This window comes from Cupriavidus laharis (assembly GCF_914271435.1).
GTDB classification, from domain to species: Bacteria; Pseudomonadota; Gammaproteobacteria; order Burkholderiales; family Burkholderiaceae; genus Cupriavidus; species Cupriavidus laharis.
The window spans coordinates 57,345-84,072 of sequence record NZ_CAJZAI010000005.1; the positions used below are offsets into that span (position 1 = coordinate 57,345).

General features: G+C 66.0%; 24 protein-coding genes and 1 pseudogene. 10 read left to right on the forward strand and 15 right to left on the reverse strand.

The window, feature by feature from the left end; translation table 11 throughout:
• Position 1: 1 nt before the first annotated feature.
• The 3 genes from LDO29_RS12470 to LDO29_RS12480 form a co-directional block, all read right to left on the reverse strand.
• On the reverse strand, positions 2 to 2,305 hold the full coding sequence (locus LDO29_RS12470) for a type VI secretion system Vgr family protein (protein ID WP_224080099.1): 2,304 nt from the start codon (positions 2,303 to 2,305) through the stop codon (positions 2 to 4).
• 261 nt (positions 2,306 to 2,566) lie between these two features.
• Positions 2,567 to 2,953 (reverse strand): VOC family protein, encoded by a 387-nt coding sequence (locus LDO29_RS12475; RefSeq protein WP_224080100.1) that lies wholly within the window; start codon positions 2,951 to 2,953, stop codon positions 2,567 to 2,569.
• A gap of 36 nt (positions 2,954 to 2,989) precedes the next feature.
• Positions 2,990 to 3,427, reverse strand: a complete 438-nt coding sequence (locus LDO29_RS12480; protein WP_224080101.1) for a PaaI family thioesterase — start codon at positions 3,425 to 3,427, stop codon at positions 2,990 to 2,992.
• A 168-nt stretch (positions 3,428 to 3,595) separates the two neighbouring features.
• Here LDO29_RS12480 and LDO29_RS12485 point away from each other — a divergent pair, with 168 nt between their 5' ends.
• Positions 3,596 to 4,393 carry a CHAD domain-containing protein gene (locus LDO29_RS12485; RefSeq protein ID WP_224080102.1) on the forward strand — a complete coding sequence of 266 codons (798 nt, stop codon included), beginning with the start codon at positions 3,596 to 3,598 and terminating at the stop codon, positions 4,391 to 4,393.
• Positions 4,394 to 4,481: 88 nt separating this feature from the next.
• A complete protein-coding gene (gene mnmE / locus LDO29_RS12490; RefSeq protein ID WP_224080103.1) occupies positions 4,482 to 5,909 on the forward strand; it encodes a tRNA uridine-5-carboxymethylaminomethyl(34) synthesis GTPase MnmE in 1,428 nt (475 codons plus the stop codon).
• Positions 5,910 to 6,101: 192 nt separating this feature from the next.
• Here the strand turns inward: mnmE and LDO29_RS12495 are convergent, their stop codons facing one another.
• Positions 6,102 to 6,809: a hypothetical protein gene (locus LDO29_RS12495; protein ID WP_224080104.1), complete on the reverse strand. Its 708-nt coding sequence runs from the start codon at positions 6,807 to 6,809 to the stop codon at positions 6,102 to 6,104.
• 378 nt (positions 6,810 to 7,187) lie between these two features.
• Between LDO29_RS12495 and LDO29_RS12500 the strand changes: the two genes are divergently transcribed.
• Together LDO29_RS12500 and LDO29_RS12505 are read left to right on the forward strand one after the other, a co-directional pair.
• Positions 7,188 to 7,658, forward strand: coding sequence for an ImmA/IrrE family metallo-endopeptidase (locus LDO29_RS12500; protein ID WP_224080105.1), 471 nt, complete (start codon positions 7,188 to 7,190; stop codon positions 7,656 to 7,658).
• A 5-nt stretch (positions 7,659 to 7,663) separates the two neighbouring features.
• Entirely contained in the window at positions 7,664 to 8,140 is a 477-nt protein-coding gene (locus LDO29_RS12505; RefSeq protein WP_224080106.1) for a hypothetical protein, read from the forward strand.
• Between the two features lie 179 nt (positions 8,141 to 8,319).
• Here the strand turns inward: LDO29_RS12505 and LDO29_RS12510 are convergent, their stop codons facing one another.
• Positions 8,320 to 8,934, reverse strand: coding sequence for an HAD family hydrolase (locus LDO29_RS12510; RefSeq protein WP_224080107.1), 615 nt, complete (start codon positions 8,932 to 8,934; stop codon positions 8,320 to 8,322).
• A 155-nt stretch (positions 8,935 to 9,089) separates the two neighbouring features.
• On the opposite strand from LDO29_RS12510, the gene LDO29_RS12515 reads away from it, so the two are divergent.
• The 3 genes from LDO29_RS12515 to LDO29_RS12525 all read left to right on the forward strand — a co-directional run bounded on the left by LDO29_RS12515 (position 9,090) and on the right by LDO29_RS12525 (position 10,599).
• Complete coding sequence (locus LDO29_RS12515; RefSeq protein ID WP_224080108.1) at positions 9,090 to 9,653, forward strand: OB-fold putative lipoprotein; 564 nt, start codon at positions 9,090 to 9,092, stop codon at positions 9,651 to 9,653.
• Positions 9,654 to 9,662: 9 nt separating this feature from the next.
• Complete coding sequence (locus tag LDO29_RS12520; protein WP_224080109.1) at positions 9,663 to 9,863, forward strand: hypothetical protein; 201 nt, start codon at positions 9,663 to 9,665, stop codon at positions 9,861 to 9,863.
• Between the two features lie 157 nt (positions 9,864 to 10,020).
• Positions 10,021 to 10,599 (forward strand): Sbal_3080 family lipoprotein, encoded by a 579-nt coding sequence (locus LDO29_RS12525; RefSeq protein WP_224080110.1) that lies wholly within the window; start codon positions 10,021 to 10,023, stop codon positions 10,597 to 10,599.
• 60 nt (positions 10,600 to 10,659) lie between these two features.
• Here LDO29_RS12525 and LDO29_RS12530 read toward each other — a convergent pair whose 3' ends face one another.
• From LDO29_RS12530 to LDO29_RS12540, 3 genes are read right to left on the reverse strand one after another with little or no spacing between them, the layout of a single operon-like run.
• Positions 10,660 to 12,150, reverse strand: coding sequence for an efflux transporter outer membrane subunit (locus LDO29_RS12530; protein WP_224080111.1), 1,491 nt, complete (start codon positions 12,148 to 12,150; stop codon positions 10,660 to 10,662).
• A gap of 1 nt (position 12,151) precedes the next feature.
• The gene (locus tag LDO29_RS12535) at positions 12,152 to 15,307 is read right to left on the reverse strand and encodes an efflux RND transporter permease subunit (protein ID WP_224080112.1); all 3,156 of its coding nucleotides are present in this window, start codon (positions 15,305 to 15,307) and stop codon (positions 12,152 to 12,154) included.
• Positions 15,308 to 15,339: 32 nt separating this feature from the next.
• Positions 15,340 to 16,590 carry an efflux RND transporter periplasmic adaptor subunit gene (locus LDO29_RS12540; protein WP_224080113.1) on the reverse strand — a complete coding sequence of 417 codons (1,251 nt, stop codon included), beginning with the start codon at positions 16,588 to 16,590 and terminating at the stop codon, positions 15,340 to 15,342.
• 572 nt (positions 16,591 to 17,162) lie between these two features.
• On the opposite strand from LDO29_RS12540, the gene LDO29_RS12545 reads away from it, so the two are divergent.
• Complete coding sequence (locus LDO29_RS12545) at positions 17,163 to 17,882, forward strand: TetR family transcriptional regulator (RefSeq protein WP_224080114.1); 720 nt, start codon at positions 17,163 to 17,165, stop codon at positions 17,880 to 17,882.
• A gap of 14 nt (positions 17,883 to 17,896) precedes the next feature.
• On the opposite strand, the gene LDO29_RS12550 is transcribed toward LDO29_RS12545, so the two are convergent.
• A complete protein-coding gene (locus tag LDO29_RS12550; RefSeq protein ID WP_396022663.1) occupies positions 17,897 to 18,994 on the reverse strand; it encodes an ABC transporter substrate-binding protein in 1,098 nt (365 codons plus the stop codon).
• Positions 18,995 to 19,217: 223 nt separating this feature from the next.
• On the opposite strand from LDO29_RS12550, the gene LDO29_RS12555 reads away from it, so the two are divergent.
• Together LDO29_RS12555 and LDO29_RS12560 are read left to right on the forward strand one after the other, a co-directional pair.
• On the forward strand, positions 19,218 to 19,895 hold the full coding sequence (locus LDO29_RS12555) for a response regulator (protein ID WP_224080115.1): 678 nt from the start codon (positions 19,218 to 19,220) through the stop codon (positions 19,893 to 19,895).
• A 1-nt stretch (position 19,896) separates the two neighbouring features.
• Positions 19,897 to 21,390 (forward strand): sensor histidine kinase, encoded by a 1,494-nt coding sequence (locus LDO29_RS12560; protein WP_224080116.1) that lies wholly within the window; start codon positions 19,897 to 19,899, stop codon positions 21,388 to 21,390.
• A gap of 27 nt (positions 21,391 to 21,417) precedes the next feature.
• Here the strand turns inward: LDO29_RS12560 and LDO29_RS12565 are convergent, their stop codons facing one another.
• From LDO29_RS12565 to LDO29_RS12590, 6 genes and pseudogenes are all read right to left on the reverse strand, one after another.
• On the reverse strand, positions 21,418 to 22,887 hold the full coding sequence (locus LDO29_RS12565; protein ID WP_224080117.1) for a dihydrolipoyl dehydrogenase family protein: 1,470 nt from the start codon (positions 22,885 to 22,887) through the stop codon (positions 21,418 to 21,420).
• Between the two features lie 64 nt (positions 22,888 to 22,951).
• Entirely contained in the window at positions 22,952 to 23,848 is an 897-nt protein-coding gene (locus tag LDO29_RS12570; RefSeq protein ID WP_224080118.1) for a patatin-like phospholipase family protein, read from the reverse strand.
• Between the two features lie 38 nt (positions 23,849 to 23,886).
• On the reverse strand, positions 23,887 to 24,312 hold the full coding sequence (locus LDO29_RS12575) for a PaaI family thioesterase (RefSeq protein ID WP_224080119.1): 426 nt from the start codon (positions 24,310 to 24,312) through the stop codon (positions 23,887 to 23,889).
• 66 nt (positions 24,313 to 24,378) lie between these two features.
• A pseudogene (locus LDO29_RS28280) lies at positions 24,379 to 24,498 on the reverse strand (AbrB family transcriptional regulator); the annotation flags it as partial.
• A 90-nt stretch (positions 24,499 to 24,588) separates the two neighbouring features.
• A complete protein-coding gene (locus tag LDO29_RS12585) occupies positions 24,589 to 26,103 on the reverse strand; it encodes a tripartite tricarboxylate transporter permease (protein ID WP_224080120.1) in 1,515 nt (504 codons plus the stop codon).
• A gap of 28 nt (positions 26,104 to 26,131) precedes the next feature.
• The gene (locus LDO29_RS12590) at positions 26,132 to 26,605 is read right to left on the reverse strand and encodes a tripartite tricarboxylate transporter TctB family protein (protein ID WP_224080121.1); all 474 of its coding nucleotides are present in this window, start codon (positions 26,603 to 26,605) and stop codon (positions 26,132 to 26,134) included.
• Positions 26,606 to 26,728 lie beyond the last annotated feature (123 nt).

The window sequence follows — 26,728 nt, forward strand, 5'->3', positions numbered from 1 at the left end:
CTCAGTGGGAAGACGGATACTGATCGCTGACTTGCAGCTGGCTCTTGGGCAGCGCTGGCAACGGAAAGCTTTGGCCGTCCGGGCCTTCGAACGAGAACGACGCGGCCTTGATCTTGAAGCCGCCGGAGCAATGGAATGTGGCACCGTGGTTGTCGAAGATCAGATGGGCGCCGCTGCTGCCGATCACCACCTTTTTGCGGCCATCGATCAGCACATCGGCATTGGCGCTGGCGATATGCAGCTGCTTGTCGGCGAACAGCTCCAGCGCATCGCTCTGGGCCTGAATCTCGACCTTTCCCTTTGCGGCAAACAGCTTGATCCCGAACTGGGAGGCGAAGAGCGACAGGGCCTTGCCCGCAGCAATGGCGACGTTAGCCATGGCGCTGACATGGAAGGCGGACTTGGTGGCGACGTTGACGTCGCGGCCTGCGGCCACCGAGACGCGATCCGGTGTTGCCATGGCGATGCCGTTAGGCGCCGTCAGCAGCACGACGGCCTGCTTCAGCTCATTCACGCTGCTTCGTAGCCATTCGTTCTCGGCTTTCAGATCCGCCATCTCGGCCTTGGACTGGCTGGCCGCGTTCGCGAGCGCCTGTGCCTGGGATAGCACCGCGCGGACCGTATTCATGGCCGCGACCATGTCGAGCTGAGGCGCATTGGCCGGCTGTGCCCATGCGGTGAACAACAGACCACGCCCCGACCTCAGCGCGCCGTGCCCGCCCGTCCGCAGCTCAAACCCATCCCCACGCCGCTTCTTCTTACCATCAACCAGATAGCCCAGGTTGAGCTGGGTCCTACCCCCATACTCCGTAGACAGCTTGATGCTCTCCTGTCCCTCCCAATCCTCCATGCGCAGCTTGTTGTTGCTCTGCGTACGAATGACATTGCGCGACAGCCACCGGTCCTGATTGGTGATGAGATCGTCCTGCCAGCTGTTGTGCATCGCGTGCGCGATGTACGGCCGGTTCGGATTGCCGTCATGGAAGGCAATCGCCACCTCCGTACCATCGATCAGCGGGAAGTGGAAACCCGTCTGCAGGCCGCCCGCGAAGGGCTTGGCCAGGCGCAGCGGCACGCTTTCGCCACCCTTGGGCCACGCGTCGAAGTCCAGATCGAAACGGACGATGTAGTGTCCGTCCTGCGTGAGATAGGCGTATTTGTACTGGCCCGGCGAGGTAATCCGACCACTGAGCGTTCCGGCGATACGGGGCCACTTTGCCTCGTCCATCGGCAGCCGAAAACGCCGGTCCGATGGAATCGCCTTGTACGTGTTGCGGTACGCCTGGTCCCGTGCGCCGCTGTGGATAACCTCGGTGATGACCTGTCCGTTCGGCGCATCAGACAGCGTGACATCCATGCGCAGGATGCGCGCCGGGCGCAGTTCCAGCACATTGCTCTCGCCCTCATAAACCACCTGCCCGGCAATCGCGGCTTCGTGGCGCAGTTGCGCCTCCCATTTGGCGCTGTCCTGATCAAGGTGGTGCGTGCCGTAGACGTAGGGCTGGCCGTAAGTCGTGCGGTCCTTGCGCGCGATGTTGGCCTCGGCCTTGAAGCGCTCGTAGGCGTTGTCAGGGTTGTAGTCGGCGGCGAGAAACGACTCCGGCACCGTTTTCGAGCGGGTCTGGAGGGCGAACACCGCTTCGATGCCGGCCTCCAGCCCCGCCGTCTCCCGGTAGGGCACCCTCAGTTCCGGCTGATAGATGTAGTGGTCGATATCGTCGCCAAAGACAATCATCTCGCCAAATTTGCCGGGCACAGAATAGCTGTACAGCCCCTCCTGCTCCATGAGCAGCCGGATGTAGTCCCAATCGGACATCTGGTACTGAAGTCTGAACGGGTGAACCCGGTACTGTCGCCGCGTCTTGAACGCGAACTGGTGACCCCTGAGGTCGTGGCTGCGCAGGATCGCCTCGATGATCTGCGGGGCGGCTTTCTGCTGGTAGATGCGGCTTCGCCGGGTCAGCCCGAGTAGCCCAACCTCCGGCTGCACCACGATTTCGTACGCGCAGAAGTCGCGCGTCTGCCGGGTTTTGGCAAAGCCGGTGATGCGTCCGGCGAAGCGGCGCGGCTCGCTGCCGTCCGCGGTCTGAATGACGAAGGCCGCCGGCCTGGTGAGGTATTCGGCACGATCCAGCTCCAGCGGGTGAGTCAACTGGACCGTCACCTCGTAAGGCTCGCCCAGGCGCTCCACGGCCCTGAACGACACCACCGAAAGCCCACTGGCACTCGGCGCGCCAGTGACGTCGAGAAAATACGCCTGTCTTCCCGTGACCAGCGCTGCGGGGTCACCCCATCCCTCGGCCATCGTCGATTCCTTTTGTCAGGCACGCCCCAGATGGGAGCACGCGGATATCAGGCAATCTTGGGCGCGAGGATCGCGGACCTACTGCGCCCAACCTCAGCGCAAACTAAGGCAATCGACTTAGGGCCGATATAGGGCTAGTCCGAAACTTGTCCGGTAATTTTCGTCCTTTTGATCAGCTGATGATGTATGGCAAAAGAGACGTGCGATTGGCGAACGGCTTATCCCCCTTCCCCGTGCAGGATAGGAATATCCGCTGCGCCTTCACCCCGGCAGATGACAAACCGCCTCAATATTGTGCCCATCCGGATCCAGCACAAAAGCGCCGTAATAATCCGGGTGGTAGTGCGCACGAATACCGGGTGCACCGTTGTCGCGTCCGCCTGCCGCCATTGCCGCCTGGTAAAACGCATCCACCGCCGCCCGCGTATCCACGCGGAAGGCCACATGCAGCGGCGGCTGGTTGGGCGTGCCGTTGCTGATCCAGAACTCCGGCTTGCCCGGCGGGCCAAACCCGGCCACGTTGACCGAACCCGTCACGCTGGCCGGGAATTCCTTGGTCAGGATGATGCCGATGGCGCCTAACGCAGTCGTGTAGAAGGCCTTGCTGCGGCCGTAGTCGCTGACGCTCACACCGGTGTGGTCGATCATGTTCGCTTCCTTTGGGACGATGAGGACAGTGGAAATTCAGGCAAGGTCGAGCACGCTCATGGTGGCATTGAGGCGGCTGACCAGAACGGGTTCGCCGTGCACGTCGGCAAAGACATCGGCCTCGACCACGAAGATGGATCGGCCCGACTTGAGCACGTCGGCACGGCAGCGCAGGTGGTCGCTGCGCACGGCGCGCAGCAGGTTGATCTTGAATTCAGCGGTGACCACGTGGCGGCCCGCTTCAAGGATGGTCGTGGCCGCCGCGCCGGCGGTGTGGTCCGCCATGGTGGCCTGCACGCCCGCGTGCACCACGCCGCCGTGCTGCAGGTGGCGCGGCGTGACGGCCAGTTCGGATTCGCACCAGCCGGGGCCGCAATCCACCAGCGTGATGCCCACGTCGCTGACAAAGGCGGCCTGGCGGAAACCGGCCTCGATGGTTTCACGCAATAACAGACGTTCCTGTTCGGTCGACATGATGTCCCTCGCGCTGTGGGTGGCCTGTGCGCGCATTGCAGCGCGAAGGGTCGATGCTGTCAATCCGCCATGCGTCGAATGCGGCGCGCCACAGCATGCCTGACGTGCCGTGTCGCCTACACTGGAACCTGCGTCCCGCCCGTCTGCCGAACTGCAAGAGACCTCGCCATGAACGCTGACTCCCCCGCCAGGCTGCGCCGCAAGACGCGTCCGGCCGCGGCATTCGCCGCGCTGGGCGAGACCGGACTGCGCAGCATCGAAGACTGCCTGGCCGTGCTGCTGCAGCGCGACGAAGCGGAAGACGTGCATGCCTTGCGCGTGGCGGTGCGTCACCTGCGCGCGGTGCTGTGGATATTTGGCCCGCTGTTGCCGCCGGGCATCACCGAACGCTGGAATGATGATTTGCGCTCAATGGCCGACACGGCGGGCGAGGTACGCGACTGGGACGTATTTCTTGCCGAGACCATGCAGCCCGCGCTGGAACGCCAGCCCGGCGACGCGGTGCTGCATGCCGTGATCGACACGGCGCGTGCGCGCCGCCAGCTTGCGCGCGAGACCATGCTGGAGCGCCTGGGCCAGTACTGTAACGATGCACTGCCGGCCTTGCACCGCGACCTGGCGCACCTGCCGGTGCATGCCGACGATGGCAGCGGCCAACTCGGGCCGTTCGCCCGCAACCGGGTACGCAAGGCGCGGCAGACAGTGCGCCGGCGAAACCGCACGGCGCGCCATGACGGCCTGCGGGCCTTGCACCGCCAGCGCATCGCCAGCAAACGACTGCGTTACGCCATCGAAGCGCTTGCACCGGTATTGCCGGCGCACAAGACCAAACGCCTGCACCAGAAACTGGTCAGGCGCCAGGGCAAGCTGGGCAGTGTAGTCGACGACAGCGTCGCACGCCGGCTGATGTCCGAGTGCCTGGATGTGCCGCAGCAGGAACAAGGCGCCGTGCCCGATGCGGGCTGAAAAGCGCCCGCTCCACCATTTGTCCGTGCCATGCGCCGCGCAAGGCACGCTGCCGATCCCGATCACATCGATCTGAGACAATAGCGCCATGACTGCTCCCCTGCCTCCCATTGCCGCCATTGCCACCGCGCCCGGACGCGGCGGTATTGGCGTGGTGCGCGTGTCGGGCCCGGATGTCCGCCCGGTCGTGCACGCCATTTGCGGCCAGGCGCTCAAGCCTCGCCACGCCACCTACCTGCCGTTCCAGGACGGCCAGGGCAAGGTCATCGACCATGGCCTGGCGCTGTACTTCCCGGCGCCGAACTCGTACACCGGCGAAGAGGTGCTGGAACTGCAGGGCCACGGCGGGCCGGTGGTCATGCAGATGCTCCTGACGCGCTGCCTGCAGGCCGGCCACGAGATCGGCCTGCGGCTGGCCGAGCCCGGCGAGTTCACGCGCCGCGCCTTCCTCAACGACAAGCTCGACCTGGCCCAGGCCGAGGCCGTCGCCGACCTGATCGAGGCCAGTACCGAAGCCGCCGCTCGCTCCGCAGCCCGGTCGATGGAAGGCGAATTCTCCAGCGCCATCCACACGCTGGTCGAGAAGGTGATTCACCTGCGCATGCTGGTGGAAGCCACGCTGGATTTCCCCGAAGAGGAAATCGATTTCCTCGAAGCCTCCGACGCGCGCGGCCAGCTCGCCACCATCCGCAGTAATCTGGGCAATGTGCTCGCGCAGGCGCGGCAGGGCGCGCTGCTGCGCGAAGGCCTGTCGGTGGTGCTGGCGGGCCAGCCCAATGTGGGCAAGTCATCGCTGCTGAACGCGCTGGCCGGCGCCGAGCTGGCCATCGTCACGCCGATTGCCGGCACCACGCGCGACCGCGTCAAGGAAACCATCCAGATCGAAGGCATCCCGCTGCATATCATCGATACTGCGGGGCTGCGCGAGGAAGCCACGGACGAAGTCGAGCGCATCGGCATCGAACGCACGTGGGACGCCATCCGCCGGGCAGACGTCGTGCTGCATCTGGTCGATGCCACCGACTACCTGCGCCACGGCCTGTCCGAGATCGACGACGCCATCGACGACCGCCTGAGCGGCCAGCTGCCACCGGGTGCGCCGATCGTGCGCGTGGTCAACAAGATCGACGTTGCGCCGACGGTCGGCGGCATGATGTTCAGCGGCAACCGCCCGCACGTGGTCGCCGCCAACGGGCCGAACCCTACCGAGATCTGGATCTCCGCGCGCACCGGCGCGGGCATCGAACTGCTGCGCAAGGAACTGCTGCGGCTGGTCGGCTGGCAGTCGGGCAACGAGGGTACGTTCCTGGCACGCGAGCGGCACCTGACGGCGCTGCGGCAGGCGCAGTCGCACCTGGACGTGGCGGCCGAGCAGAGCGAGCAACAGGCGCAGGCATTGGACCTGTTTGCCGAGGAGTTGCGGCTGGCGCAGGAGCATTTGAACAGCATCACCGGGGAGTTCACCAGTGATGATCTGTTGGGGACGATTTTTACTCGGTTTTGTATTGGGAAGTAGAGACCCAGAACGGCTGAATTGAAAAAGCGAAATTGGCTTGCCAGCAGTCGGGGGCATGCTGTCCCTGACCATTTTGGTGACGTCACCAAAATGGTCCAGATCGGTTCAACCATCAAGCGCCCCGTCGCAGATGTTCATCTATCGCGCTACGCCTGCTACTTGTTGCCCTTCCAACGACGGGTTCGATACTTTTCAGAGACGCCGCAAGGGAACATAGGCCCGGACGAACAAACGGCCTTGCGGTGAGCCGATCGTCCCGCCCTTTACGCCATCTCCCTCAAAATGTTTCCGCGCCAACCGCGGCGGCATGAAGTCGTCGGGAATCACAGTGATGCCGTCGAACAGCGAAGGTTGCCGCGCCACCGTCCGCTCAGCCCGCCGCAACCGCCGACGCAGTGTGCAGGCAGCGATTGCAAAGTGGTCTGCGACGGCAGCCCGGTCATTCCCTATGTTGGAGAAGACGCGCAGGTAAGCCACGGCTTCGGCGAAGCGTCCCATTAGCTGCTCCTTCTGCGTGTGCTCTTCCTCGCGCGTTACCAGTGCCAGGGACGGGTCAGAGCCCTCTGGCGCCGCCAGGGCTGCCGCGACCGGGTTCTCGCGCATCCCGCCGTCCTCGTCCTCCCGCTGCTCGTCCAGGCGCACGGCAAAGCGCAGCCGCTTATCCGCGAAGTTCACGAAGCGGTTGTACAGCCGACCCAGGATCTGCTGATGGAATCCCTTGTCGCCGACGTCCGGCGGCGGGTCGCGGTCCCGGCTGAGTTCCTCGGCTACCAGCCAGGCCTCGGCCTGTAGGTCCTCCACGGTGGCCTCGCCCCGCGATCGACTGGCGATGCGACGCAGGTCCGAAAGGATGGCAGGGATCAGCCTGGCGAAGAATGCACCAGCGGAGCGAAGCGACATGACAAGGCAGCGCTAGAGGACGGTGCCGGCACTCTACGGCATCCAGAAAGTGCACTCAGGAGAATAGACGGAAATAGAGGTATTGGGAAATTGGCCCCAGGCTTGGGTTTGACTGCGAACCTGCCAAGGAATCGCGATGGACAGCACCGCCCCTACAGATCCTTGTAGCCTTGAACCGCCCTCCGAGTGCCCCTGTCGGCACATAAACGAGCTAGCAAGAATCCTACTGGGTGGAAAAAGACCACTGGCATCCAGCAAGACAGCGCGGGTTCCATATGAGTGGCCGTTTCCTTGTTTTTGCTTGGATTTCCGGCACTTTTCGCCACTTCGCTTATACTGCGCCTGCAACCAAGCATTACACCCCGCCAAGGCCTCACAATGCCTATCAGAACAGCACAAGCGTTCCTTGATCGCTACTGGGACAGGAAACTTCCTGTGGATCCGGTGGCCATCGCTCACGCTGCTGGGGTAAAGGTCATTGGCGAAGCGCTCGGCACCTTAGCTGGGAAGTTTGAGATAGTTGAGGGTATCTCCGGTGGCCCGGTCATCTCCTACAACGTGCTCGACCCTACCCTGCGTCAGCGATTCACCATTGCTCACGAGCTGGGCCACTACGCTTTGCAGCACGGGGCCCGCTTTAGGGATTCGACCCAAAGCTTCTCGCTAGCCAATTACGATCCCGTGGAAGCTGCCGCTAATAAGTTTGCAGCTGAGCTGCTGATGCCGGCCGCGGTAGTCAATGGGCTAATCAACAAGCGCAATATCACCGACTTCAATACGCTAGCCCAATTGTTCAACGTGTCGTCCGTTGCGATGAAATATCGCCTTAAGAACCTGGGCTGGCTATAGATCAAATGGCCAGCGGCAATGAGGAACTGCCGGGCAGCGGGCAGAGTTTGTCGAATTCTTCAACGGGCCTGTCTTGGACGGATCTGTCGCTTGGGAAGGTCAATGAGGATGTTGGAGGCCTGCTGACAGAGCAGATCGAAGACCGCAAACAATTCCGGCATTTCCGTAAGATTGCTTTCTATGGGGTTTGCCTGCTAGTCGGTCTGGTCTTTGCTGCTCTTTTGGCATGGATTTGGTGTGTTGGCCGTCGTGTAGCAGATCCTTTCAATTCGATGACCTACCAGGTAGCGCTGTTTGTCACGCCGTTGATAGTGCTGGCGTCAATGGCCGCATTGCTGGTGCTCGCACTATTGCGCTTCGCTTTCCGTCCAATGGACGGAAAAGACAAGGACGATGCCCCTGATGCCCTGTCAGTCGTTCACGGGCTTGGCTGGGAGGCGCTCACGGTCCTCAAGGACTATCTCAGCAAGAAGGCCGGCTAGGGGCACCCAGCCGGGGGCCAGACCATTTTGCTGACGTCGGCAGAGTCGCCATTGCAGTCACTACTCAATTTTGCTTTCAATGCAGTCATCTAAACATGATGAAAGCATTCAATTACGGCCACGAGCACATTGAGCGTTGTCAGGGGGCAGTGACCACTTGCCAGAACCACGGCGAAACCCTAGATCATCCGCCTTCGCGCCAACTCCTCCGCCAGCGCGTCAGCACACACAAACCTATACCCAAGCAGCCCGGCATCAACCGCCCCTTGCACATTGGCCTCAGTATCATCGATGAACAATGTGTGCGCGGCACGGCAGCCAAGCTGGCCGATACAACCCAGATAGGCCTGCGCATTCGGCTTTGTCGCCCCAAACGCTGCCGATGGATAAATGTGCTGTCCGAACAACTGTGCGACTGGCGGATTCAGGTACGCAATATGGTCCGTCACCAGCCGGCAGTTGTTGGTCAGTATCGCGATACTGTGCCGCCCGGCCAGCTTGGCCGCAAGCGCCAACGTTTCTGTATTGGGCGTGATCGATGCGCGGCGGGACGCCAGCCAGTCGGCACGGTCGACGTGGCAGCCCAGTAGATGCCCGAGTTCCTGCAGGTACTCGTCATCGCCGATCTCGCCCGCATCGGCGCGCGCTTCGAGCCCCGATCCCCAGATGGCATGCCGGACCTGTTCGGCTGACCGGCCGGTAGTCTCGGCCAGGTGGTCCGCCCGCGCAGCACGGTCATAGTGGGTCAGTACCCCTTCCATGTCGAACAGGACGAGCGTGATCGGAGCTGTCATGGCGTCGGTCCCGGTGGATGACCAGAAGCCCCCATTGTGCATGGGCCGGCAAACCCTTGCGCAGAAGTTCCGCGCAGCCCGGCCTGCCAATGGCATGCGGGTACACTAGCGGCCGCCACAACGCGCTGGCGAGTCCATTCAGGCAGGAATTCCAGATGTTGAACCGTACCCAGCAGATCCTCATCGCCATCGTCGCCGTGGCTGTCCTTGGCATGCTCTGGTTTGCCGGCAATGACAAGGGCCACGAGCCTGCGACGGCCGACACGCCCGCCACCACCGCGCAAGCCGCCAGCGATGTGCGCGGCGTGCCGCGCAACGGCACGCTCGATCCCGTGAGCATTGACCCGGACCGTCCGGCCGACCGGCTGCCCCAGTACCAGGCCGATGCCCTCCTGAATGACTACCGCGACAACCCCGGTGCGGCCGACGACCGCTACCGCGGCAAGTACATCATCGTCGAAGGCGTGGCCAGCGGCATACGGCGCGGCGAGGCGGACAATGTGTTTGTCGATATCCGCACCAGCGACCCGAACGCGGTCGTGCGTGCCCAGCTGCTGCGCCGTCAGATCTGCGGGCCGGCCGGCCGCGTGTGCGAGGTGGAAGCCCGCGCCACCATGGTCCGGCGCGGCCAGAAGGTGGCCGTGGAATGCAACGGCGCGGGCCAGTCCGACGGCATGCCGATGCTCACCGACTGCCTGCTGCGCGGCGGCGCCAACTGAGCCAGCAACATGCAAACCATCCTCTCCGTCCTTGCCATCACCATCCTGATCGTCACCGCGGTCGGGCTGGTCTCGCCCACGTTCATCAGCCAGACCTTCCTGCAAGGCAAGCCCGTGGGGCGGCTGCAGATTGCCGTGATTGGCCTGTCCCTGGCGGCGTTGTTGCTGATCCTGGTTGGGCGCCTGGCGCAACCCGCCGCAGGCGCCTGAAACGCCACGCGGCGCGGACACCGGGCAGCAGCACCCGTTTTGCGCCTCTGTTCCGGGTATTGGCGCGAGGAACCAGCGCATACAGTGAGTGGACAAGCTCCCGATGTTCCGTCTGCCGCCAGCGGCAAGCGGGCGCCGACGCCATCCAGGACACTCCATGAACAACACATTGCTGGCCGCCGCGCTGGGCCTGATGATTACCGGCTGCTCCACCTACCAGGCCGTGACGCCGGTGGACCGGCCCGGGCAGGGCGACCCGCTGGCCGCCTTCCAGGTTCCCGCCGGCAGTCCTGGCGCGGCGGGGCAGCGGGGCGACTACGGCGCCAATGGCGCGCTGCTGTGCGTGGTGGCGAACCCGGTGACCGGCAATGAATATCTCGATGCGTTCCGCGCGTCGCTGCAGGCACGCAATTTCGAAGTGAAGCTGCTGCCGCCGGACGCACCCGTGGTGTCGTGCCCGCTGGTAGCCACGTACTCGGCCAGGAGTGCGTGGTTCTGGATGTCGTACCTGAACAGCGTGGACATCACGGTGTTCCAGAACGGCGCGCGCGTGGGCAAGGCGGTCTACAACGCCAACCGCAGCGCGGGCGGGATCAACCTGAGCAACTTCGTCATGCCGGCGGCAAAGCTCGATGACCTCGTGGAACAGCTGTTCCCGGGCATGCTGCCACCGCCACCTCCGCCCGCAGGCACGCCCGTGGCGGCGCCGGCGGCGAGCACCGCAGGCGCGTCCTGAACGCGCAAATAAAGAACGGCGCACCGAAGTGCGCCGTTCGTCAGCCAGAGAGGGCCAGCCCTACTGCGTGACCGTTCCCGCTGGGGCGGCCGGAACCGGCGCCTGCGCCACCTCGCCGTTCTCCTTCAACCCGCCACCGAGCGAGCGATACAGGTCGATCGAGTTGTTCAACCGCAGTTGCCGCGCCTGCACCAGCGCCTGCTCCGCAGTGAACAGCTGCCGCTGTGCATCGAGCTCATCCAGATAGCTGGCCACCCCGCTGCGGAAGCGCACGCGAGCCAGCTCATAGCGTGCCGCTTCGGCATCGCGGACCTGCTCCTGGCCGGCCACCTGGTCTTCCAGGGTGCCTCGTGCCACCAGCGCATCGGCCACTTCCGCGAAGGCCGTCTGGATGGTCTTCTCATAGTTGGCCACCTGGATGTTCTTGCGCACATTGGCCAGGTCCAGGTTCGACTTGTTGCGGCCGTAGTCGAAGATCGGCAGCGTCAGCTGCGGCGCGAACGACCACGCCTTGGTGCCGGCATCGAACAGGTTCGAAAACGTCGGGCTGATGGTGCCGATGCTGGTGGTCAGCGTGATGCGCGGGAAAAACGCCGCACGTGCCGCGCCGATGTTCGCATTGGCCGACAGCAGCTGCTGCTCGGCCTGGCGGATGTCCGGACGCTGCTCCAGCAGGTCTGAAGGCAGGCCTTCAGGAATGTCGCTGATGATGCGCTCGTCCGACAAGCGCATCGGCTCCGGCAGGTTCTCGATGGCCCCGATGGGCTTGCCCACCAGCACTTCGAGCGCGTTCTGCGCCTGCGCGCGCTGGCGCGCGAGCTGCGCGGCGGAAACACGTGCCTGCGCCACCAGCGATTCATTGTCGCGCAGGTCCAGCGCGGACGTCGCGCCGACGTCGAAGCGCTGCTTGGCCAGTGCATAGGTGCTCTCGCGTGCCTTGAGCGTCTCGCGCGCAATGTCGTACTGCTCGGCGAACGAACGCTCGGACAGGTAGGCCTTGGCGACTTCCGACACGAGCGAGATGTAGGCCGAACGATGCGCCTCCTCGGTGGAGAAGTACTGCGCCAGTGCCGCGTTGGACAGGCTGCGTACGCGGCCGAAGAAGTCGAGCTCGTAGGACGAGATGCCCACGTTGGCCTGGTAGACCTCGGCCACGCCGGGCTGGCCGAGCACGGTCGACGAGCTGAGCGCGTTCGTGCTGCCGCGCGTGTAGCCCGCATTGGCATTCACCGTCGGCAGCAAGTCGGCGCGCTGCACCTGGTACAGCGCGCGCGCCTCCTCGATGCGCAACGCCGCCTGGCGAAGATCGCGGTTATTGTCGAGCGAGGTAGCGATCAGCGCCTGCAGGCGCGGGTCACGGAAGAACTCGCGCCAGCCGATGTCGGCGGCGCGGCGCGTCTCGCCGCTCTTCACTTCGGCCGTGGCATAGCCTTCCGGCGCGGCCGGAAAGCCCGCAGCCACCGGCGGCACCGGGCGCTCGTACTTCGGCGCCAGCGTGCAGCCCGTCAGAACGCCGGCCACCAGCAGCAGTGTGGTCAGTGTCTTGGTCATATCAGTTGTCCTCCTGCGCTGCGGTCAGGCGCGCACGTTCGAACTCGTGCTGGCGCTCGCTGCCCTTGAAGCGCTTGCGCACCACGACGAAGAAGACCGGCACCAGGAAGATCGCCAGCGCGGTGGCCGTGATCATCCCGCCCATCACGCCGGTACCGATGGCGCGCTGGCTGCCCGAGCCCGCGCCGGTGGCGATCGCCAGCGGCAGCACACCCAGGATGAACGCCATCGACGTCATCAGGATCGGGCGGAAACGCAGGTGCACCGCTTCCAGCGTGGCTTCGATCAGGCCCTTGCCCTGGGCCTGCAGGTCCTTGGCGAATTCCACGATCAGAATGGCGTTCTTCGCCGACAAGCCGATCGTCGCGATCAGGCCCACCTTGAAGTACACGTCATTAGGCATGCCGCGCAGCGTCACGCCCAGCAGCGCACCGAGCACGCCCAGCGGCACCACCAGCAGCACCGAGAACGGGATCGACCAGCTCTCGTACAGCGCGGCCAGGCACAGGAACACGATGATCAGCGACAGCGTGTAGAGCATCGGTTCCTGCGAGCCCGCCAGGCGCTCTTCGTACGACTGGCCCGACCACTCGAAGCCAAAGCCCGGCGGCAGCTTGGCAAAGGCATCCTCCATCGCGCGCATGGCTTCACCGGTACTGTGGCCCGGCGCGGCCTGGCCCGCGATCTTCACCGCCGGCATGCCGTTGTAGCGCTCCAGGCGCGGCGAGCCCATGACCCACTTGGAGGTCGCGAACGCGGCGAACGCCACCATGTCGCCATTGCTGTTGCGCACGCGCAGCTTGGTCAGGTCGTCCGGCAGGCGGCGGTCGGCGCCCTCTGCCTGCACGATCACCTTGCGCACGCGGCCTTCATAGATGAAGTCGTTGACGTAATTGGAGCCGAACGCGATCGACAGCGTCGCGTTGATGTTCGCCACCGTCACGCCGAGCGCCTTGGCCTTCTCGCGGTCGATGTCGATCTGCAGCTGCGGCGCGTCTTCCTGGCCTTCGGGGCGCACGCCCACCAGCACCGGGTTCTTGGCCGCCATGCCGAGCATCATGTTGCGCGCTTCCATCAGCTTCGCGTGACCCTGGCCCGAACGGTCCTGCAGGCGGAAGTCGAAGCCCGAGGAGTTGCCCAGCTCCGAAATCGCCGGCGGGTTCAGCGGGAAGATGATGGCGTCCTTGATGAACGACAGCGCGCCGAACGCACGGCCCACCAGCGCCTGCGCGGTTTCGTTGGCACCGGTGCGCTCCTTCCAGTCCTTCAGGCGCACGAACGCGATACCGCCGTTCTGGCCGCGGCCGAAGAACGAGAAGCCCGCCACCGTGATCATCTGGTCCACCACCTTGCTTTCCTTCTGCAGGTAGTAGTCCTCGATCTGCTTGAGCACGCCGATGGTACGGTCCTGCGTCGCGCCGTTGGGCAGCTGCACCACGGTGATCATGTAGCCCTGGTCTTCGTCAGGCAGGAACGACGACGGCAGGCGCTTGAACAGCACCACCACGCCGACGATGATGACGGCATAGATGATCAGGTAGCGGCCGCTGCGCGCGAGGATGCGGCCCACCACGCCCTGGTAGCTGGTGGAGGCGCGCGCGAAGGTGCGGTTGAACCAGCCGAAGAAACCCTTCTTCTCGTGATGGTGGCCGGCTTCGACGGGCTTGAGCAGCGTCGCGCACAGCGCCGGCGTCAGCGTCAGCGCCAGCAGCGCCGAGAACGCCATCGACGCGATCAGCGACAGCGAGAACTGCCGGTAGATGTTGCCCACCGAGCCCGAGAAGAACGCCATCGGGATAAACACGGCGGTCAGCACCAGCGTGATGCCGACGATGGCGCCCGTGATCTGGCCCATGGCCTTGCGCGTGGCCTGGCGTGGCGAGAGTCCTTCCTCGCTCATGATGCGCTCGACGTTTTCCACCACGACGATCGCATCATCCACCAGGATACCGATCGCCAGCACCATGCCGAACATGGTCAGCACGTTGATGGAGAAGCCGAACGCCAGCAGCGCGCCGAACGTACCCAGCAGCGCGATCGGCACCACCAGCGTCGGGATCAGCGTGGCGCGGAAGTTCTGCAGGAACAGGTACATCACCAGGAACACCAGCACCACGGCTTCGAGCAGGGTCTTGATCACTTCCTCGATCGAGATCTTGACGAAGGCCGACGTGTCGTAAGGCACGCTGTACTGGTAGTCCGCCGGGAAGTACTTGGACAGCTCTTCCATCTTGGCGCGCACCGCGGTGGCCGTGGCCAGCGCGTTGCCGGTCGGGGCCAGCTTGATGGCGATGGCTGCCGACGGCTTGCCGTTGGTGCGGGCGAGCGTCGAGTAGTCGGCGCCACCCAGTTCCACGCGGCCAACGTCCTTGATGCGGACCGAGGAACCATCCGGATTCGTGCGCAGCAGGATGTTGCCGAACTGCTCGGGCGTGGTCAGGCGGCTTTCGGTCGTGACGGTGGCGTTCAGCTCCGTGCCCTTGGGCGACGGCGTACCGCCGAGTTCGCCCACGGCGACCTGGATGTTCTGCTCCTGCACCGCGGCGGTGACGTCAAGCGGCGTCAGGTTGTAGCCGGTCAGCTTGGCCGGATCCAGCCACACGCGCATGGCGTATTCCGTGCCGAACAGGTCGGCCTGGCCCACGCCCGGCACGCGGCGGATCGAGTCGATCACCTGCGACGAGACGTAGTTGCCCAGCTGGATGGCATCGGCGCTGCCGGACTTCGACGACACCGTCAGGAACATCATGTAGTTGTTGCCCGCCTTGTCGACGCGCACGCCCTGCTGGCGCACTTCCGCCGGCAGGCGCGCCTCGACGCGCTTGAGGCGGTTCTGCACTTCGACCGAGTTCAGGTCGACGTTCGATCCCGGCGCGAAAGCGATGGTGATCGAAGCCAGGCCCGACGATTCGCTGGTCGACTGGTAGTACAGCAGGTTGGGCGCACCGTTGAGCTCCTGCTCGATCACCGAGGTGACCGAGTCCTCGAGCGTCCTGGCGGACGCGCCCGGATAGGTGGCGGTGACCGAAATCGTCGGCGGGGCGATATTGGGGTACTGCGCGATCGGCAACTGCGCGATCGACAGCAGCCCGCCCAGCACGATGATCAGCGCGAGCACCCACGCGAACACCGGCCGGTCGATGAAAAACTTGGCCATAAAACTGGCTCCCTCTGTCTGATGCGCTGGGTTTAGCCTTGCTTGGCGTCGGACTTGGCGTCAGCCTGGGCTTCCGCCTTGGCACCGGCCTTGGTGTCGGAAGCCGGCTGCGGGTCAGATGCCTGCGTGGCGGCCGGCCTGGCTGCACCGGTCGGCTGGAACGGCACGGCCTTGGCCGGCGCGCCGACCTTGACCTTCTGCAGGCCTTCGACGATCACCTTCTCGCCGCCCTTGAGGCCTTCGGTGACGACCCAGCGGTCATCGATCGCCTGCGGCGCCTTGACCGGCACCGCGGCCACGTTGCCGTCGTTGCCCACCACCAGCACGCTGGCGCCCTGGGCATTGCGGATCAGCGCGCGCTGCGGCACGGTCAGCGCGTTTTCATCGACGCCCTGCTCGATCTTCACACGCACGAAGGTGCCGGACAGCAGCTCGCGCCTGGGGTTGGGGAACTGTGCGCGCAATGTGATGGCGCCGGTGGTCGGGTCGACGGTCATGTCCGAGAACAGCAGCTTCCCGGTCTGCTCGTACTCGCGGCCGTCCTCGACATACAGGTGCACCTTGGCGCCGCCATTCACGCCCTTGACCGCGCCGGATTCGATAGCGCGGCGCAGGCGCGTGACTTCCGCGGCCGGCTGCGTGAAGGTCACCCAGATCGGGTCGACCTGCTCGACCAGCGCCAGCTTGGTCGCTTCGCCCTTGCCGACCAGCGCGCCCTCGGTCACCAGCGCACGGCCGGCCCGGCCGCTGATCGGGGCGGTCACGGTGGTGTAGCCGAGGTTGATCTGCGCAGTGGTCACGGCGGCCTTGGCCGCGGCGATGTCGGCGTTGGCCTGGCCGGCGGCGGCAACGGCCTCGTCATATTCCTGCTTGCTGACGGCGTTGACGGCCACCAGCGGCTTGTAGCGCTCGGCCTTCTGGCGCGCCGACACGGCGTTGGCCTCGGCACGTTGCAGCTGGGCCTTGGCCGACGCGAGCTGCGCCTGGTACGGGGCGGGATCGATGCGGAACATGACCTGGCCGGCCTTCACTTCGCCGCCTTCGGTGTAGTTGCGCGACAGCACGATGCCTTCGACGCGCGCACGCACTTCTGCGGTACGCACGCCTTCCAGGCGGCCCGGCAATTCATTGACGATGGCGACGGACGACGGCGTCACGGTGACAACGCCCACTTCCGGCGGGGGCATGGCGCCGCCCTGGGGCTTCTTCTCGCCACAAGCGGTCAGCGCCAGCGCCGACAACGCGGCAACGGCAACGCAATGGATACGTTGGGACTTCCTCATCGATAACCCCATGATGAAATTTGAGATCTGCCGCGCCGGCCCGGCATGCCTGAAGGAGACAGGGGCAATCGGGGCGCGATGCGGTCCGCTGCGTGCCCGGCAGCGGAGAAAGCGTGATGCTAGCCAAACGGGTCGTCACGACAACGGCGAAGCGACGAACGTGGCTTTTTCTTTGACGAATAGCGCTAATGACCGACTGGTCAGCAATAAACACTGGTGCGGCTTCGCGCACATTCCGGCGTGCTGGCCGAATGTCGGGCAAGGGCGTAGTATATATACATTCAAGCATGTATGTTAATCCAATTCAGCAAAGCGGGGTTTTCGGCGCTTTGCTTGCGTTTTTTGGCTGACTGTGTGCAACAAAATCGAAATCCAGGCGTTGAATCGATGCGCGGCTCGTCGGGACGCGTTAGGATGCGCGCCGGTCGTTGCGGAGAACTCGCGCCGGCAGGATTTCGGAAGTGGCGATAACGACCCGTCGGTGCATGGCACCAACACGCGCAGCTGCTGCCGCAGCGACGCCAGGGAGAGTAAAAACGGACCGGCGCTGAACGCCGGCATCAGAGATAGAGATGGTCAGACGCACCAAGGAAGAGGCGCTTGAAACGCGCCACCGGATTCTCGACGCGGCCGAAGCCGTGTTCCATGCGCGCGGCGTGGCGCGCCCGTCGCTGGCGGATATCGCCGAAGCGGCAGGCGTCACGCGCGGCGCGATCTACTGGCACTTCAAGAACAAGAGCGATGTGTTCGCCGCCATGTGCGACCGCGTGCACCTGCCGGTGGAAGCGCTGTGCGACCCCGAGCGCATCGCGCGCCAGGAGGATCCGCTCGGCGGTATCCGCGACATCTGCGCCTTTGTCATGCGCCAGACCGTGGTCAACCCGCGCTGGCGGCGCGTGTTCGAGATCATCTTCCACAAGTGCGAGATGGTGCAGGACAACGGCGCCATCTTCGAACGCCAGCGCCAGTCGCACCAGGAAGGCGTGGTCAAGATGCGCGAGCACCTGCGCCTGGCTGTGGAGCGCGGCCAGTTACCGGCCGACCTGGACCTGGACCTGGCCGTGAACGCCTTCCATGCGGCGATCGGCGGCGTGCTCGCGCACTGGCTGTTCTCGCCGCAGGACTTCGACCTGGACGCCAATGCCGAGCGCCTGTCGGACGCCTTTGTCGATACCCTCAGGTATTCCCCGGCGCTGCGCCACGGCTATGTGCCGCGCCCGGTGGCCGAACTGGACCGGGAACTGTCCACGCTGTGCGAAAACGCCGGGCACGACGGCAACTGTGCATCCTGACCTTTCACGGCTGATCAGCCGCGCATGGCCTCGCGCCAGCGCGCAAGGAAAGCACGCTTGCGCAGCGTGTCCTGCGCCGCCAGCAGGCCCGGACCCACGCTGATCGGCCGCAACGCATAGCCCAGCCGCTCCGACAGCGTCGCGGCCGTGTGCTGGCTGTCGGTATCGGTGCGCACGGTGTACAGCTGCGAGGTCGACTTGCCGAGCAACGCCTGCCCTTCACGCGAGAGCAGGAAATCCAGCCAGAGCCGCGCCGCGTTCGGCCGCGGCGCGCGCCGGGCAATGAATGCCACGCGCGACATCACCAGCGTGTAGTCGCGCGGCGCGATGACGTCGATGCCCGCGCCGCGCTCCATCAGCGACAGCGCATACGATCCGAGCAGGTTGTAGCCGAGCACGTATTCACCGCTGGCGATACGCTCGATCATGTCGGCCGTGGACGCCGACAGGTGCGCATGCGCGCGCCCCAGCGCCTGGGCCAGGTACCAGAATTCGCTGCCCATCCGGGCATCCTGCTGGGCCAGCAGGTAGCCGACGCCGGACCGCTCCACATCGTAGGTAACGACCTTCCCGCGCCAGCGCGGCGCGTGCTCCTGCAGCAGGCGCGCCAGGCCGCTGCGGCTGCGCGGCGGCTTCGTGCCGGCAAAATGGCTGCGGTTGTAGACGATCACGGCGGGCTCGAAGGTCGTGCCCCAGGCTTCGTCGCGCCACACTGCCCAGCCCGGCAGGCCGCTGCGCTCCGGCGAGTGGTAGCGCTGCGCGTAGCCATCATTGACCAGCTTGATCTGCAGGTCCATGGCGGTGCTCCACAGCACGTCGGCATAGGGGGCGTCGGGTGCCGGCCCGGCCTTGCCGAGCGCCGCGCTTTCGGCCAGGAAGCGCTCGTGCAGTTCGATTGTGTTCAGGTCCTCGTAGCGCACGCGGATGCCCGGATAGCGCGCCTCGAACGCACGGATCAGCGGCTGTGCGACTTCCAGGTCGGTCGAGGCATAGATGTGAACCGCGCCCTCGCGCATGGCGCGCGAAACCGTGACCTCGTACTCGGATGGGTAGCTGGCCGGCGGCGCGGGTATGGCGTCCTGCGCCAGCGTCCGGCCCGCGAGCGGTGCCAGCGCGGCACCGGCCAGCAGCCGGCGGCGCAGGGCCGAGGCCGGGGCTTGCGGAACGTCAGGTTCGGAGGGTAGAGCCAGGCGCTGGGACACGATGGTGCGGAGCGGCAAGAAGGGACAACGATGGACTGGCGGCGCTGCGCGCGCCAGTAACGGCAGGGCGGGGTTATTATAGGCGCCCGCGGGCTGTGGACCGCATGGGCCGAACCGGCAGGAGGAGACCAGCATGCGCATTCTGCTGGTGGAAGATGAAGTGGAGCTCGCGCGCTGGGTGGCCCGCGCGCTGGAGCAGGGCGGCTTCGTGATCGAGCACGTGGCCGACGGCCTGCAGGCCGAGGCACGGCTGGTGGCCGAGGAGTACGACGTCGTCGTGCTCGACCTGCGCCTGCCCGGCAAGGACGGCCTGTCCGTGCTCAAGGCCATGCGCGCGCGCGACGACCGCACCCCGGTGGTGATCCTCACCGCCCAGGACACGCTGGACGAACGCGTGCGCGGCCTGAACCTGGGCGCCGACGACTACCTGCCCAAGCCCTTCGCCATTGCCGAACTGGAAGCGCGCATCCTGGCGCTGATCCGCCGCAGCCGCGGCCGGGCGCACCCGCGCCTGCAGTGCGGCACGCTGGTGTTCGACGGCGAGACCCGCGGGTTCACGCTCGACGGCCAGCCGCTCGCCCTGACGCCGCGCGAATCCACGCTGCTCGGCGCGCTGCTCGCGCGCAGCGGCCAGCCGCTCACCAAGGCCCAGCTGCTCGACAAGGTGTTCTCGCTCGACGCCGATGTCAGCCCCGACGCCATCGAGGTGCTGGTCTACCGCCTGCGCAAGAAGCTGACCGGGCACGGCGTCACCATCGTCACGCTGCGCGGCTTCGGCTACCTGCTCGAGCCCGAGACGCCCGCCGCCTGACATGTGGCCACGCAAGCTGCGCCAGCGCGCGCGGCACCCGATCCTGCTGTGGCGGCGCGGCAGCCTGCGCCGCCAGCTGCTCCTCTTGCTGGTGCCGGCGCTGGCGGCCATGATGGCGATCGACACATGGCTGACCTACGGCACGCTGCGCGATGCCGCCAACACCGCTTACGACCGCACGCTGTATGGCTCGATCCGCACCATCGACAACGCCATCGGCATGGCCGGCGAGAGCGTCCAGCTCGCACTCCCCGACGCCGCCATGGAGATGTTCGAATCCGCGGCGCAGACCCATGTGTACTACCGGGTCTCGCTCGAACGCGCGGGGACGATCGAAACCGTCACCGGCTACGACGACCTGCCGCTGCCGAAAGGTACGCTCGCCAACAACCAGCCGCGCTTCTACGACGATGACGACTACCGCGGCGATGCCGTGCGCATCGCCGCGATGGCCAGGCCCGTGTACCGGCCCGACGCGCGCATGCGCGTCATCATCCAGGTGGCCGAGACCGCCGAGCCGCGCACCGCGCTGATCGGCAAGGTCTGGCGCAGCGCGCTCGCGCGCGACCTGCTGCTGATCGTGCTGAGCGCCGCCATCCTGGTCGGCGGCGTGACCTACGTGCTGCGCCCGCTAGGACGGGTACGCGACGACGTGGAAGCCCGCTCGCCCGAAGACCTCACGCCGCTCGCGTTCGACCGTGTGCCGATCGAAGTCAGCCCGCTGGTCGATGCCGTGAACCTGCATGTCGCGCGTTCCGCGGCAATGGCGCAGGCGCAGGCGCAGTTCATCGCCGACGCGGCGCACCAGTTGCGCACGCCGCTGGCCATCCTCAAGACGCAGGCGGAATTCGCGCAGCGGCAGCTGTGCGCGGGCGGCGATGATCCCGCCTCCCGCCAGGCCGCCGGCGAGGCGGTCGGCGGCATCGTCACGCAACTGGAGCAGGCCGCGCGGCTGACCAACCAATTGCTGGCGCTGGCGCGGGTACGCCAGCACCACGGCGAAGCGGCCGCGCAGGCAGCCGATTCCGTCGACATCTTCGATGCCGTCACCGTGGCCGAGCAGGTCGCGCTGGACTACCTGCCGCTGGCACGCGGCAAGCAGCAGGACTTCGGCTGGGAGCCGACGCCGGGACTGAAACTGCCCGTGCGGGCCGACGCAGCGCTGTTGCGCGAGGCACTGGCCAATCTTGTCCACAACGCGATCCAGTATTCGCCGCGCGGCAGCCGCATCACGCTGTCGGCACGGCGCATCGACCAGACCGCTTGCCTGATGGTCGAGGACGACGGGCCGGGCATTCCCGCCAGCGAGCGCGAGAAGGTGTTCGCGCGGTTCTACCGGCGCGTGGGCAACACGGAACCTGGCTCTGGCCTGGGGCTGGCCATCTCGCGCGAGATGGCCGCGCGTTTCGGCGGGACCGTGGAGCTGACCGAGGGATCGCAAGGGCAGGGGGTCAGGGCGCTGCTGAAGCTGCCGGTCAGTGAACAGGGCTTGTGACGAGCCCCTGTCCGCTCGCATTCCCCCTCAGCCAAACAGCTCTTCCGCCACGGTGGGATGCAATTGCACCGTCGTCTCCAGGTGCGATTCCCGCACCCCGAGCCGCAGCGCCACGGCCATCGCCTGCACGATCTCCGGTGCCGCATTGTCCATCAGGTGCACGCCGAGCACGCGTCCGGTGCGGGCATTCAGCACGAGCTTGAACACCGACTGCAGCCCGTTGCCGCCAAAGCGGTTCTCGAGCGAGACAAAACGCTTGACCACGGTGCGGATGCGTTCGGGCTTGCCGGCCGCTTCGATAGCCTGGGCCTCGGTCAGCCCGACCGCGCCGATGGCCGGTTCGCAGAATACGGCGGTCGGCACGAAATCGAAATCCGCGCGTTCGCCGCGGCGGCCGAACAGCCGGTCCGCCAGCCAGCGGCCCTGCGACGTCGCGACCGGCGTCAGGTGCAGGCCTTCGATGGCGTCGCCGATCGCGTGGATCGAACGCACCGAGCTGCGGAACTGGCGGTCCACCTTGATGCCGCCCTTGTCGCCGAGCTTCACGCCGAGTGCATCCAGACCAAGCCCGTCCACGTTGGAAACGCGCCCGACCGCCACCAGCGCTGCCTGCGCGCGCAGCGATTCGGTCTGCTCCGGCTTGTTACCGGGGCGATAGCAGACCTCCAGCGCACCGTTGGCCTGGCTGATCAGGTTGACGGTGGCGTTCAGGTGCAGCCGCACACCCTTGGCTTCGAGCGCGCCCGCGAGCGCCTCGGCGATTTCCGCATCGAAATGCGGCAGCAGCCTGTCGCCTGCGACGAGCAGGTCCACCTTGACCCCGTAGCGCGACAGGATCGATGCCTGCTCTACGCCGATATAGCCGCCACCGATCACGGCGATCGATCCCGGCACGGTCTGCCAGGTGAACACATCGTCGGAATTGCTGGCGAGTTCACCGCCGGGAATGTCGAGCGTTTTCGGACGCGCGCCCGTGGCGATCAGGATGCGCTTGGCGCGGATGACTTCGTCGCCCACGCGCACTTCATCGGGCGCCGTGACGGTGGCATCGCCGCGGATGATGTCGACACCGGCTTCGAGCAGGCGCTGCGCGTAGGCCACATTCAGCCGCGCCACTTCCGCGTTGACGCGCACGATGGCGTCACGCCAGTCCTCATGCCCGCCCGTGTGCGACAGGCAGCCAGACAGGATGGCAGCCCAGGTCGCGCCGTACGACAGCATCTTCTTGGGCACGCAGCCGCGGTTGACGCAGGTGCCGCCGATCTCGTCGCGCTCGATCAGCACGACGCTGGCCCCGTGCGAAGCCGCGCGCCGGGCGCAAGCCACGCCGGCCGAGCCGCCGCCGATCACGACGAAGTCCGCCTTGCGCGAACGCCCGGGCCGGCCGCCCTTGCCGCGCGCACGCGGCACGCGCTCCATCGCCGGCTCGGCACTGACTTGACGGGCCCGCCTTGGCTCGTTGCCGGGCGTGGCGGTTGTTGTCTGGCGCTTGGTCATCCATGCCTCCTGTCGCGGCACGCGGCCGCATCGACAAACGATCGGACCAGCGCCATGCCTCAGGCTAGGCGCCGGGCTTCAGTTCCGTATTCAGGATCGACGGCCACTCGCGCAGGAAAGTTTCCCCGTCGCGGCGGCCCAGGTCATACGCGTGCGTCATGGCGTCGGGCCGGGTGTAGTCCCAGCTCGAGATCGGCACGCGTTGCGAAGGCTGCAGGTACAGGCGGCGCTGGCCGCCGCTTTGCACCACGAAACGGCGCGGGCGCGGATACAGCCGCGTCACCAGCACCAGCACATTCCCCGGCGTGGCGTCGAGCGCGTCCACCGGTACGTTGTCCACCAGGCCGCCATCGAGCACCGCGCGCCCCTCGCGGCGCAGCACCGGCGTGAACGGGGGCGTGGAGGCGGATTGCAGCAGCAGGTCGGCCAGTTGCTCCGGCGATCTGCAGTCCTGTGCGCGCACGAACTCCGGCCGGAAGCCAAGCTTGCGCCCGAGCCGCGGATGCAGCGTCTTGAGCACGTGCTTGTCGATGTTGTACGCGAGCAGGCCGGCCGCCACGGCCAGATGCGGGCTGCTCCAGCGCGGAATATGCGCGACGCCGATGCGGATCTCCGGCGCCTGCTGCAGGTGCGCCAGCCGCCCGTCGCCGAAGATCGACAGCAGCGCCGTGCGGTAGATGCCGTAGTGCGGGAACACGCGCTCGTTGCGCAGCAGGTTGCCCCAGTAGGCGTTGCGCTTGTTGTTCGACAGCACCTGGCGGTAGTACGCCATGGTCTGTTGCGAGTCGTGCGCATAGATCATGCAGGCCGTGGCCGCGCCCGCGGAGATCCCCGCGATCACGCGCGGCCGCAAGTGCAGTGCCGGCGCCACGGTGTCCCACCAGCCCGCCTGCCACCAGCAGCGGTTGCCGCCGCCGGCGAATACGATCTGGTCGAACGGATGGATGGTGCCTGCGGCCATGCTGCACTCTGGAAATCGTCGCGTGAGTCCTGCGGAGATCAGAGCAGGGCGTAGGTCGTGGTGGCCTGCACGGCCAGCTTGCCGTCTGTGCCGGTCAGCTCGATCTCGCCGAACACCACGGTCTTGCCGAGGCGCAGCACATTGGCGCGCACCAGTACGTCACCGTCGATCACGGGACGCATGAAGTTGGTGTTCAGGGTGACCGTGGTCATCGGGCGGAAGCCGCCCAGCGCGCTGGCCACGGCGACGATCATCGCCGTGTCGGCGGCCGACATCAGCACCTGGCCGCACACGACGCCGCCCGCATGGCGGAATATTTCCTGGAACGGCAGCCGCAGCGTGATGCCGGCGTCATCGACGGCTTCGGCGCGCAGCCCGAGCTGGCGCACCCAGGGGGCAAGCACGCGTTCCAGCGTGGCATCGATATCGGCAAGGGTCAGGCGGCGTTCGGCGGATTCGGACATGGCGATCCTGGTCTTGTTGTCCCGCGGGGATGTCGCCCGGTGGCCGCCCGGCAAGGGGGCTGGCCGCTACTCCGTCTCCTCCGGCGCGACGCGATGTTTGGGCCAATGATACAGGGGGCCGGTGGCCAGCACCACGAAGGCCATCCGGGTCACATGGAAGGCGGTCACCAGCGGTACGCCGGGTCCCCGCACCCCACTGTCGTTGTGGATGCAGAAAGCACGAAGCCCGGCGCGCTGCGCCGGGCTTCGGATCACCTCATGGCACAGAACAACGCCTCACGCCGCATTGTCCGCCTGCTCATGCGCCGACGGGCGGTTGGCATGCCAGCGCAGCAGGCGCGGGATCACCACCACGGCCACGGTCATAGCCAGGATGGTCGCCGAGATCGGCTGCTTCACGAAGATGCTCCAGTCGCCCTGGCCGATCGACAGCGCATTGCGCAGCTGTTTCTCCGCCATCGGCCCGAGGATCAGACCGACGATCACCGGTGCTGTCGGGAAGTCGAAGCGGCGCATCACCATGCCGAGCAGGCCGATCACGAACAGCAGCAGCAGGTCGAACCACGACTGGCGGATGCCGTAAGCACCCAGGCCCGCGAAAATCAGGATGCCGCCGTACAGCAGCGGCGTCGGCACGCGCAGCATGCGCACCCACAGGCCGATGGCCGGCAGGTTCAGCACCAGCAGCATCACGTTCCCGATATACAGCGAAGCCAGCAGGCCCCACACCAGGTCGCCCGAGGTCTGGAACAGCATCGGGCCCGGCTGCAGGTTGTAGTTCTGGAACGCCGCAAGCAGGATCGCGGTGGTGTTCGAGGTGGGGATGCCCAGCGTCAGCAGCGGGGCGAGCGTTGCCGTGACCGAAGCATTGTTAGCCGCCTCCGGCCCCGCCACACCCTCGATGGCGCCAACCTTGCCGAATTCGTCCTTGTGGTTCGACAGCTTCTTCTCGGTCGCATAGGACAGGAACGTTGGGATCTCGGCACCGCCGGCCGGAATCAGGCCGAACGGGAAGCCGATGAGCGTGCCGCGGATCCACGCCGGGACCGAACGCTTCCAGTCCGACTTGTTCATGTGGACCGAGCTCAGCTTGTTGAACGTGCCTTCCGGCTGCGGGAAGAATGCATTGAACAGCGCCTCGCCCACGGCAAACAGGCCCACGGCCACCACCACGATGTCCACGCCGTCATACAGCTCCTGCACGTTCATCGAGTAGCGGGTCTGGCCCGACAGCGAATCCATGCCGATCAGGCCGATGCCCAGGCCCAGGAACAGCGCCGTCATGCCGCGCAGCAGCGACGAGCCCAGCACCGCCGACACCGTGGTGAAGGCGAGCAGCATGATGGTGAAGTACTCGCCGGGGCCGAACTCCAGCGCGACATCCGCCGCCACCGGCGCGAACATCGACAGCAGCACGGTGGCAATGGTGCCGGCCACGAAGGAGCCGATCGCAGCCGTTGCCAGTGCCGGGCCCGCACGGCCGTTCTTGGCCATCAGGTTGCCTTCCATGGCCGTGACCATGGTGGACGACTCGCCCGGCGTGTTCATCAGGATCGAGGTGGTCGAGCCGCCGTACATCGCGCCGTAGTAGATGCCGGCGAACATGATCAGCGCAGCAGTGGGTTCGACCTTGGCAGTCAGCGGCAGCAGCATGGCCACCGTCAGCGCGGGGCCGATGCCGGGCAGCACGCCGATGGCGGTGCCGAGGAAGCAGCCCACCAGGGCCCACATCAGGTTGATTGGCGTGATGGCCACGGCAAAGCCGTGCATCAGCTGGTTCAGGGTATCCATGCGTGACTCCTTGCTGGACGGGGCGGGCTCAGAAGCCGGCGATAGGAAGCAGCGGCAGGTTGATGCCGAGCAGGAACTCGAACAGCGCCCACATCGGCACCGTGATGCACAGGCCGATGATCGCGTCGCGCACGATGCGGCGGCTGCCGTAGCCGCGCGCCACGCACACCATCAGCAGCGTGGACGACAGCACGAAGCCGAGCGTGCCGATCAGCGCCATGTTCAGCACCAGGCCCGCCGACACCCACAGGAAGCCCTTGAAGTTGTGCGGGGCGCTGGGCAGTTCGGCATCTTCTTCCGGCATGTTGCGGAAGCCGCCGCGCACGCCCTGCCAGGTCAGCAGCGCGCCGCACACGGCCAGGCCGATCGCCACCAGCGTGGGTGCGAAACGCGGCGACAGGCCGGCATAGCCTTCTTCGCCCGAGATGCCCGACAGGCCGAGGAAGAAGAACAGCGAGATCGCCAGCACGGCAATGCCGATGGCGAGATGGGAGGGTTTCATGGAGACTCCTTGGCCTTTGTCGCCAGCCGGGGGTGGCTGGCGTCCGCGACGCTGGCTGATACATCCTGCGCGGTCGCAGGGCCCGGCGACATGTAGTTTTGGTTTGGGTATCGCAGGTGGCAG

Bases quoted from the DNA above. Each gene is read 5' to 3' on its own strand.
- LDO29_RS12470 (WP_224080099.1), bottom strand. From the start codon at position 2,305: ATGGCCGAGGGATGGGGTGACCCCGCAGCGCTGGTCACGGGAAGACAG.
- LDO29_RS12475 (WP_224080100.1), bottom strand. From the start codon at position 2,953: ATGATCGACCACACCGGTGTGAGCGTCAGCGACTACGGCCGCAGCAAG.
- LDO29_RS12480 (WP_224080101.1), bottom strand. From the start codon at position 3,427: ATGTCGACCGAACAGGAACGTCTGTTATTGCGTGAAACCATCGAGGCC.
- LDO29_RS12485 (WP_224080102.1), top strand. From the start codon at position 3,596: ATGAACGCTGACTCCCCCGCCAGGCTGCGCCGCAAGACGCGTCCGGCC.
- mnmE (WP_224080103.1), top strand. From the start codon at position 4,482: ATGACTGCTCCCCTGCCTCCCATTGCCGCCATTGCCACCGCGCCCGGA.
- LDO29_RS12495 (WP_224080104.1), bottom strand. From the start codon at position 6,809: ATGTCGCTTCGCTCCGCTGGTGCATTCTTCGCCAGGCTGATCCCTGCC.
- LDO29_RS12500 (WP_224080105.1), top strand. From the start codon at position 7,188: ATGCCTATCAGAACAGCACAAGCGTTCCTTGATCGCTACTGGGACAGG.
- LDO29_RS12505 (WP_224080106.1), top strand. From the start codon at position 7,664: ATGGCCAGCGGCAATGAGGAACTGCCGGGCAGCGGGCAGAGTTTGTCG.
- LDO29_RS12510 (WP_224080107.1), bottom strand. From the start codon at position 8,934: ATGACAGCTCCGATCACGCTCGTCCTGTTCGACATGGAAGGGGTACTG.
- LDO29_RS12515 (WP_224080108.1), top strand. From the start codon at position 9,090: ATGTTGAACCGTACCCAGCAGATCCTCATCGCCATCGTCGCCGTGGCT.
- LDO29_RS12520 (WP_224080109.1), top strand. From the start codon at position 9,663: ATGCAAACCATCCTCTCCGTCCTTGCCATCACCATCCTGATCGTCACC.
- LDO29_RS12525 (WP_224080110.1), top strand. From the start codon at position 10,021: ATGAACAACACATTGCTGGCCGCCGCGCTGGGCCTGATGATTACCGGC.
- LDO29_RS12530 (WP_224080111.1), bottom strand. From the start codon at position 12,150: ATGACCAAGACACTGACCACACTGCTGCTGGTGGCCGGCGTTCTGACG.
- LDO29_RS12535 (WP_224080112.1), bottom strand. From the start codon at position 15,307: ATGGCCAAGTTTTTCATCGACCGGCCGGTGTTCGCGTGGGTGCTCGCG.
- LDO29_RS12540 (WP_224080113.1), bottom strand. From the start codon at position 16,590: ATGAGGAAGTCCCAACGTATCCATTGCGTTGCCGTTGCCGCGTTGTCG.
- LDO29_RS12545 (WP_224080114.1), top strand. From the start codon at position 17,163: ATGGTCAGACGCACCAAGGAAGAGGCGCTTGAAACGCGCCACCGGATT.
- LDO29_RS12555 (WP_224080115.1), top strand. From the start codon at position 19,218: ATGCGCATTCTGCTGGTGGAAGATGAAGTGGAGCTCGCGCGCTGGGTG.
- LDO29_RS12560 (WP_224080116.1), top strand. From the start codon at position 19,897: ATGTGGCCACGCAAGCTGCGCCAGCGCGCGCGGCACCCGATCCTGCTG.
- LDO29_RS12565 (WP_224080117.1), bottom strand. From the start codon at position 22,887: ATGACCAAGCGCCAGACAACAACCGCCACGCCCGGCAACGAGCCAAGG.
- LDO29_RS12570 (WP_224080118.1), bottom strand. From the start codon at position 23,848: ATGGCCGCAGGCACCATCCATCCGTTCGACCAGATCGTATTCGCCGGC.
- LDO29_RS12575 (WP_224080119.1), bottom strand. From the start codon at position 24,312: ATGTCCGAATCCGCCGAACGCCGCCTGACCCTTGCCGATATCGATGCC.
- LDO29_RS12585 (WP_224080120.1), bottom strand. From the start codon at position 26,103: ATGGATACCCTGAACCAGCTGATGCACGGCTTTGCCGTGGCCATCACG.
- LDO29_RS12590 (WP_224080121.1), bottom strand. From the start codon at position 26,605: ATGAAACCCTCCCATCTCGCCATCGGCATTGCCGTGCTGGCGATCTCG.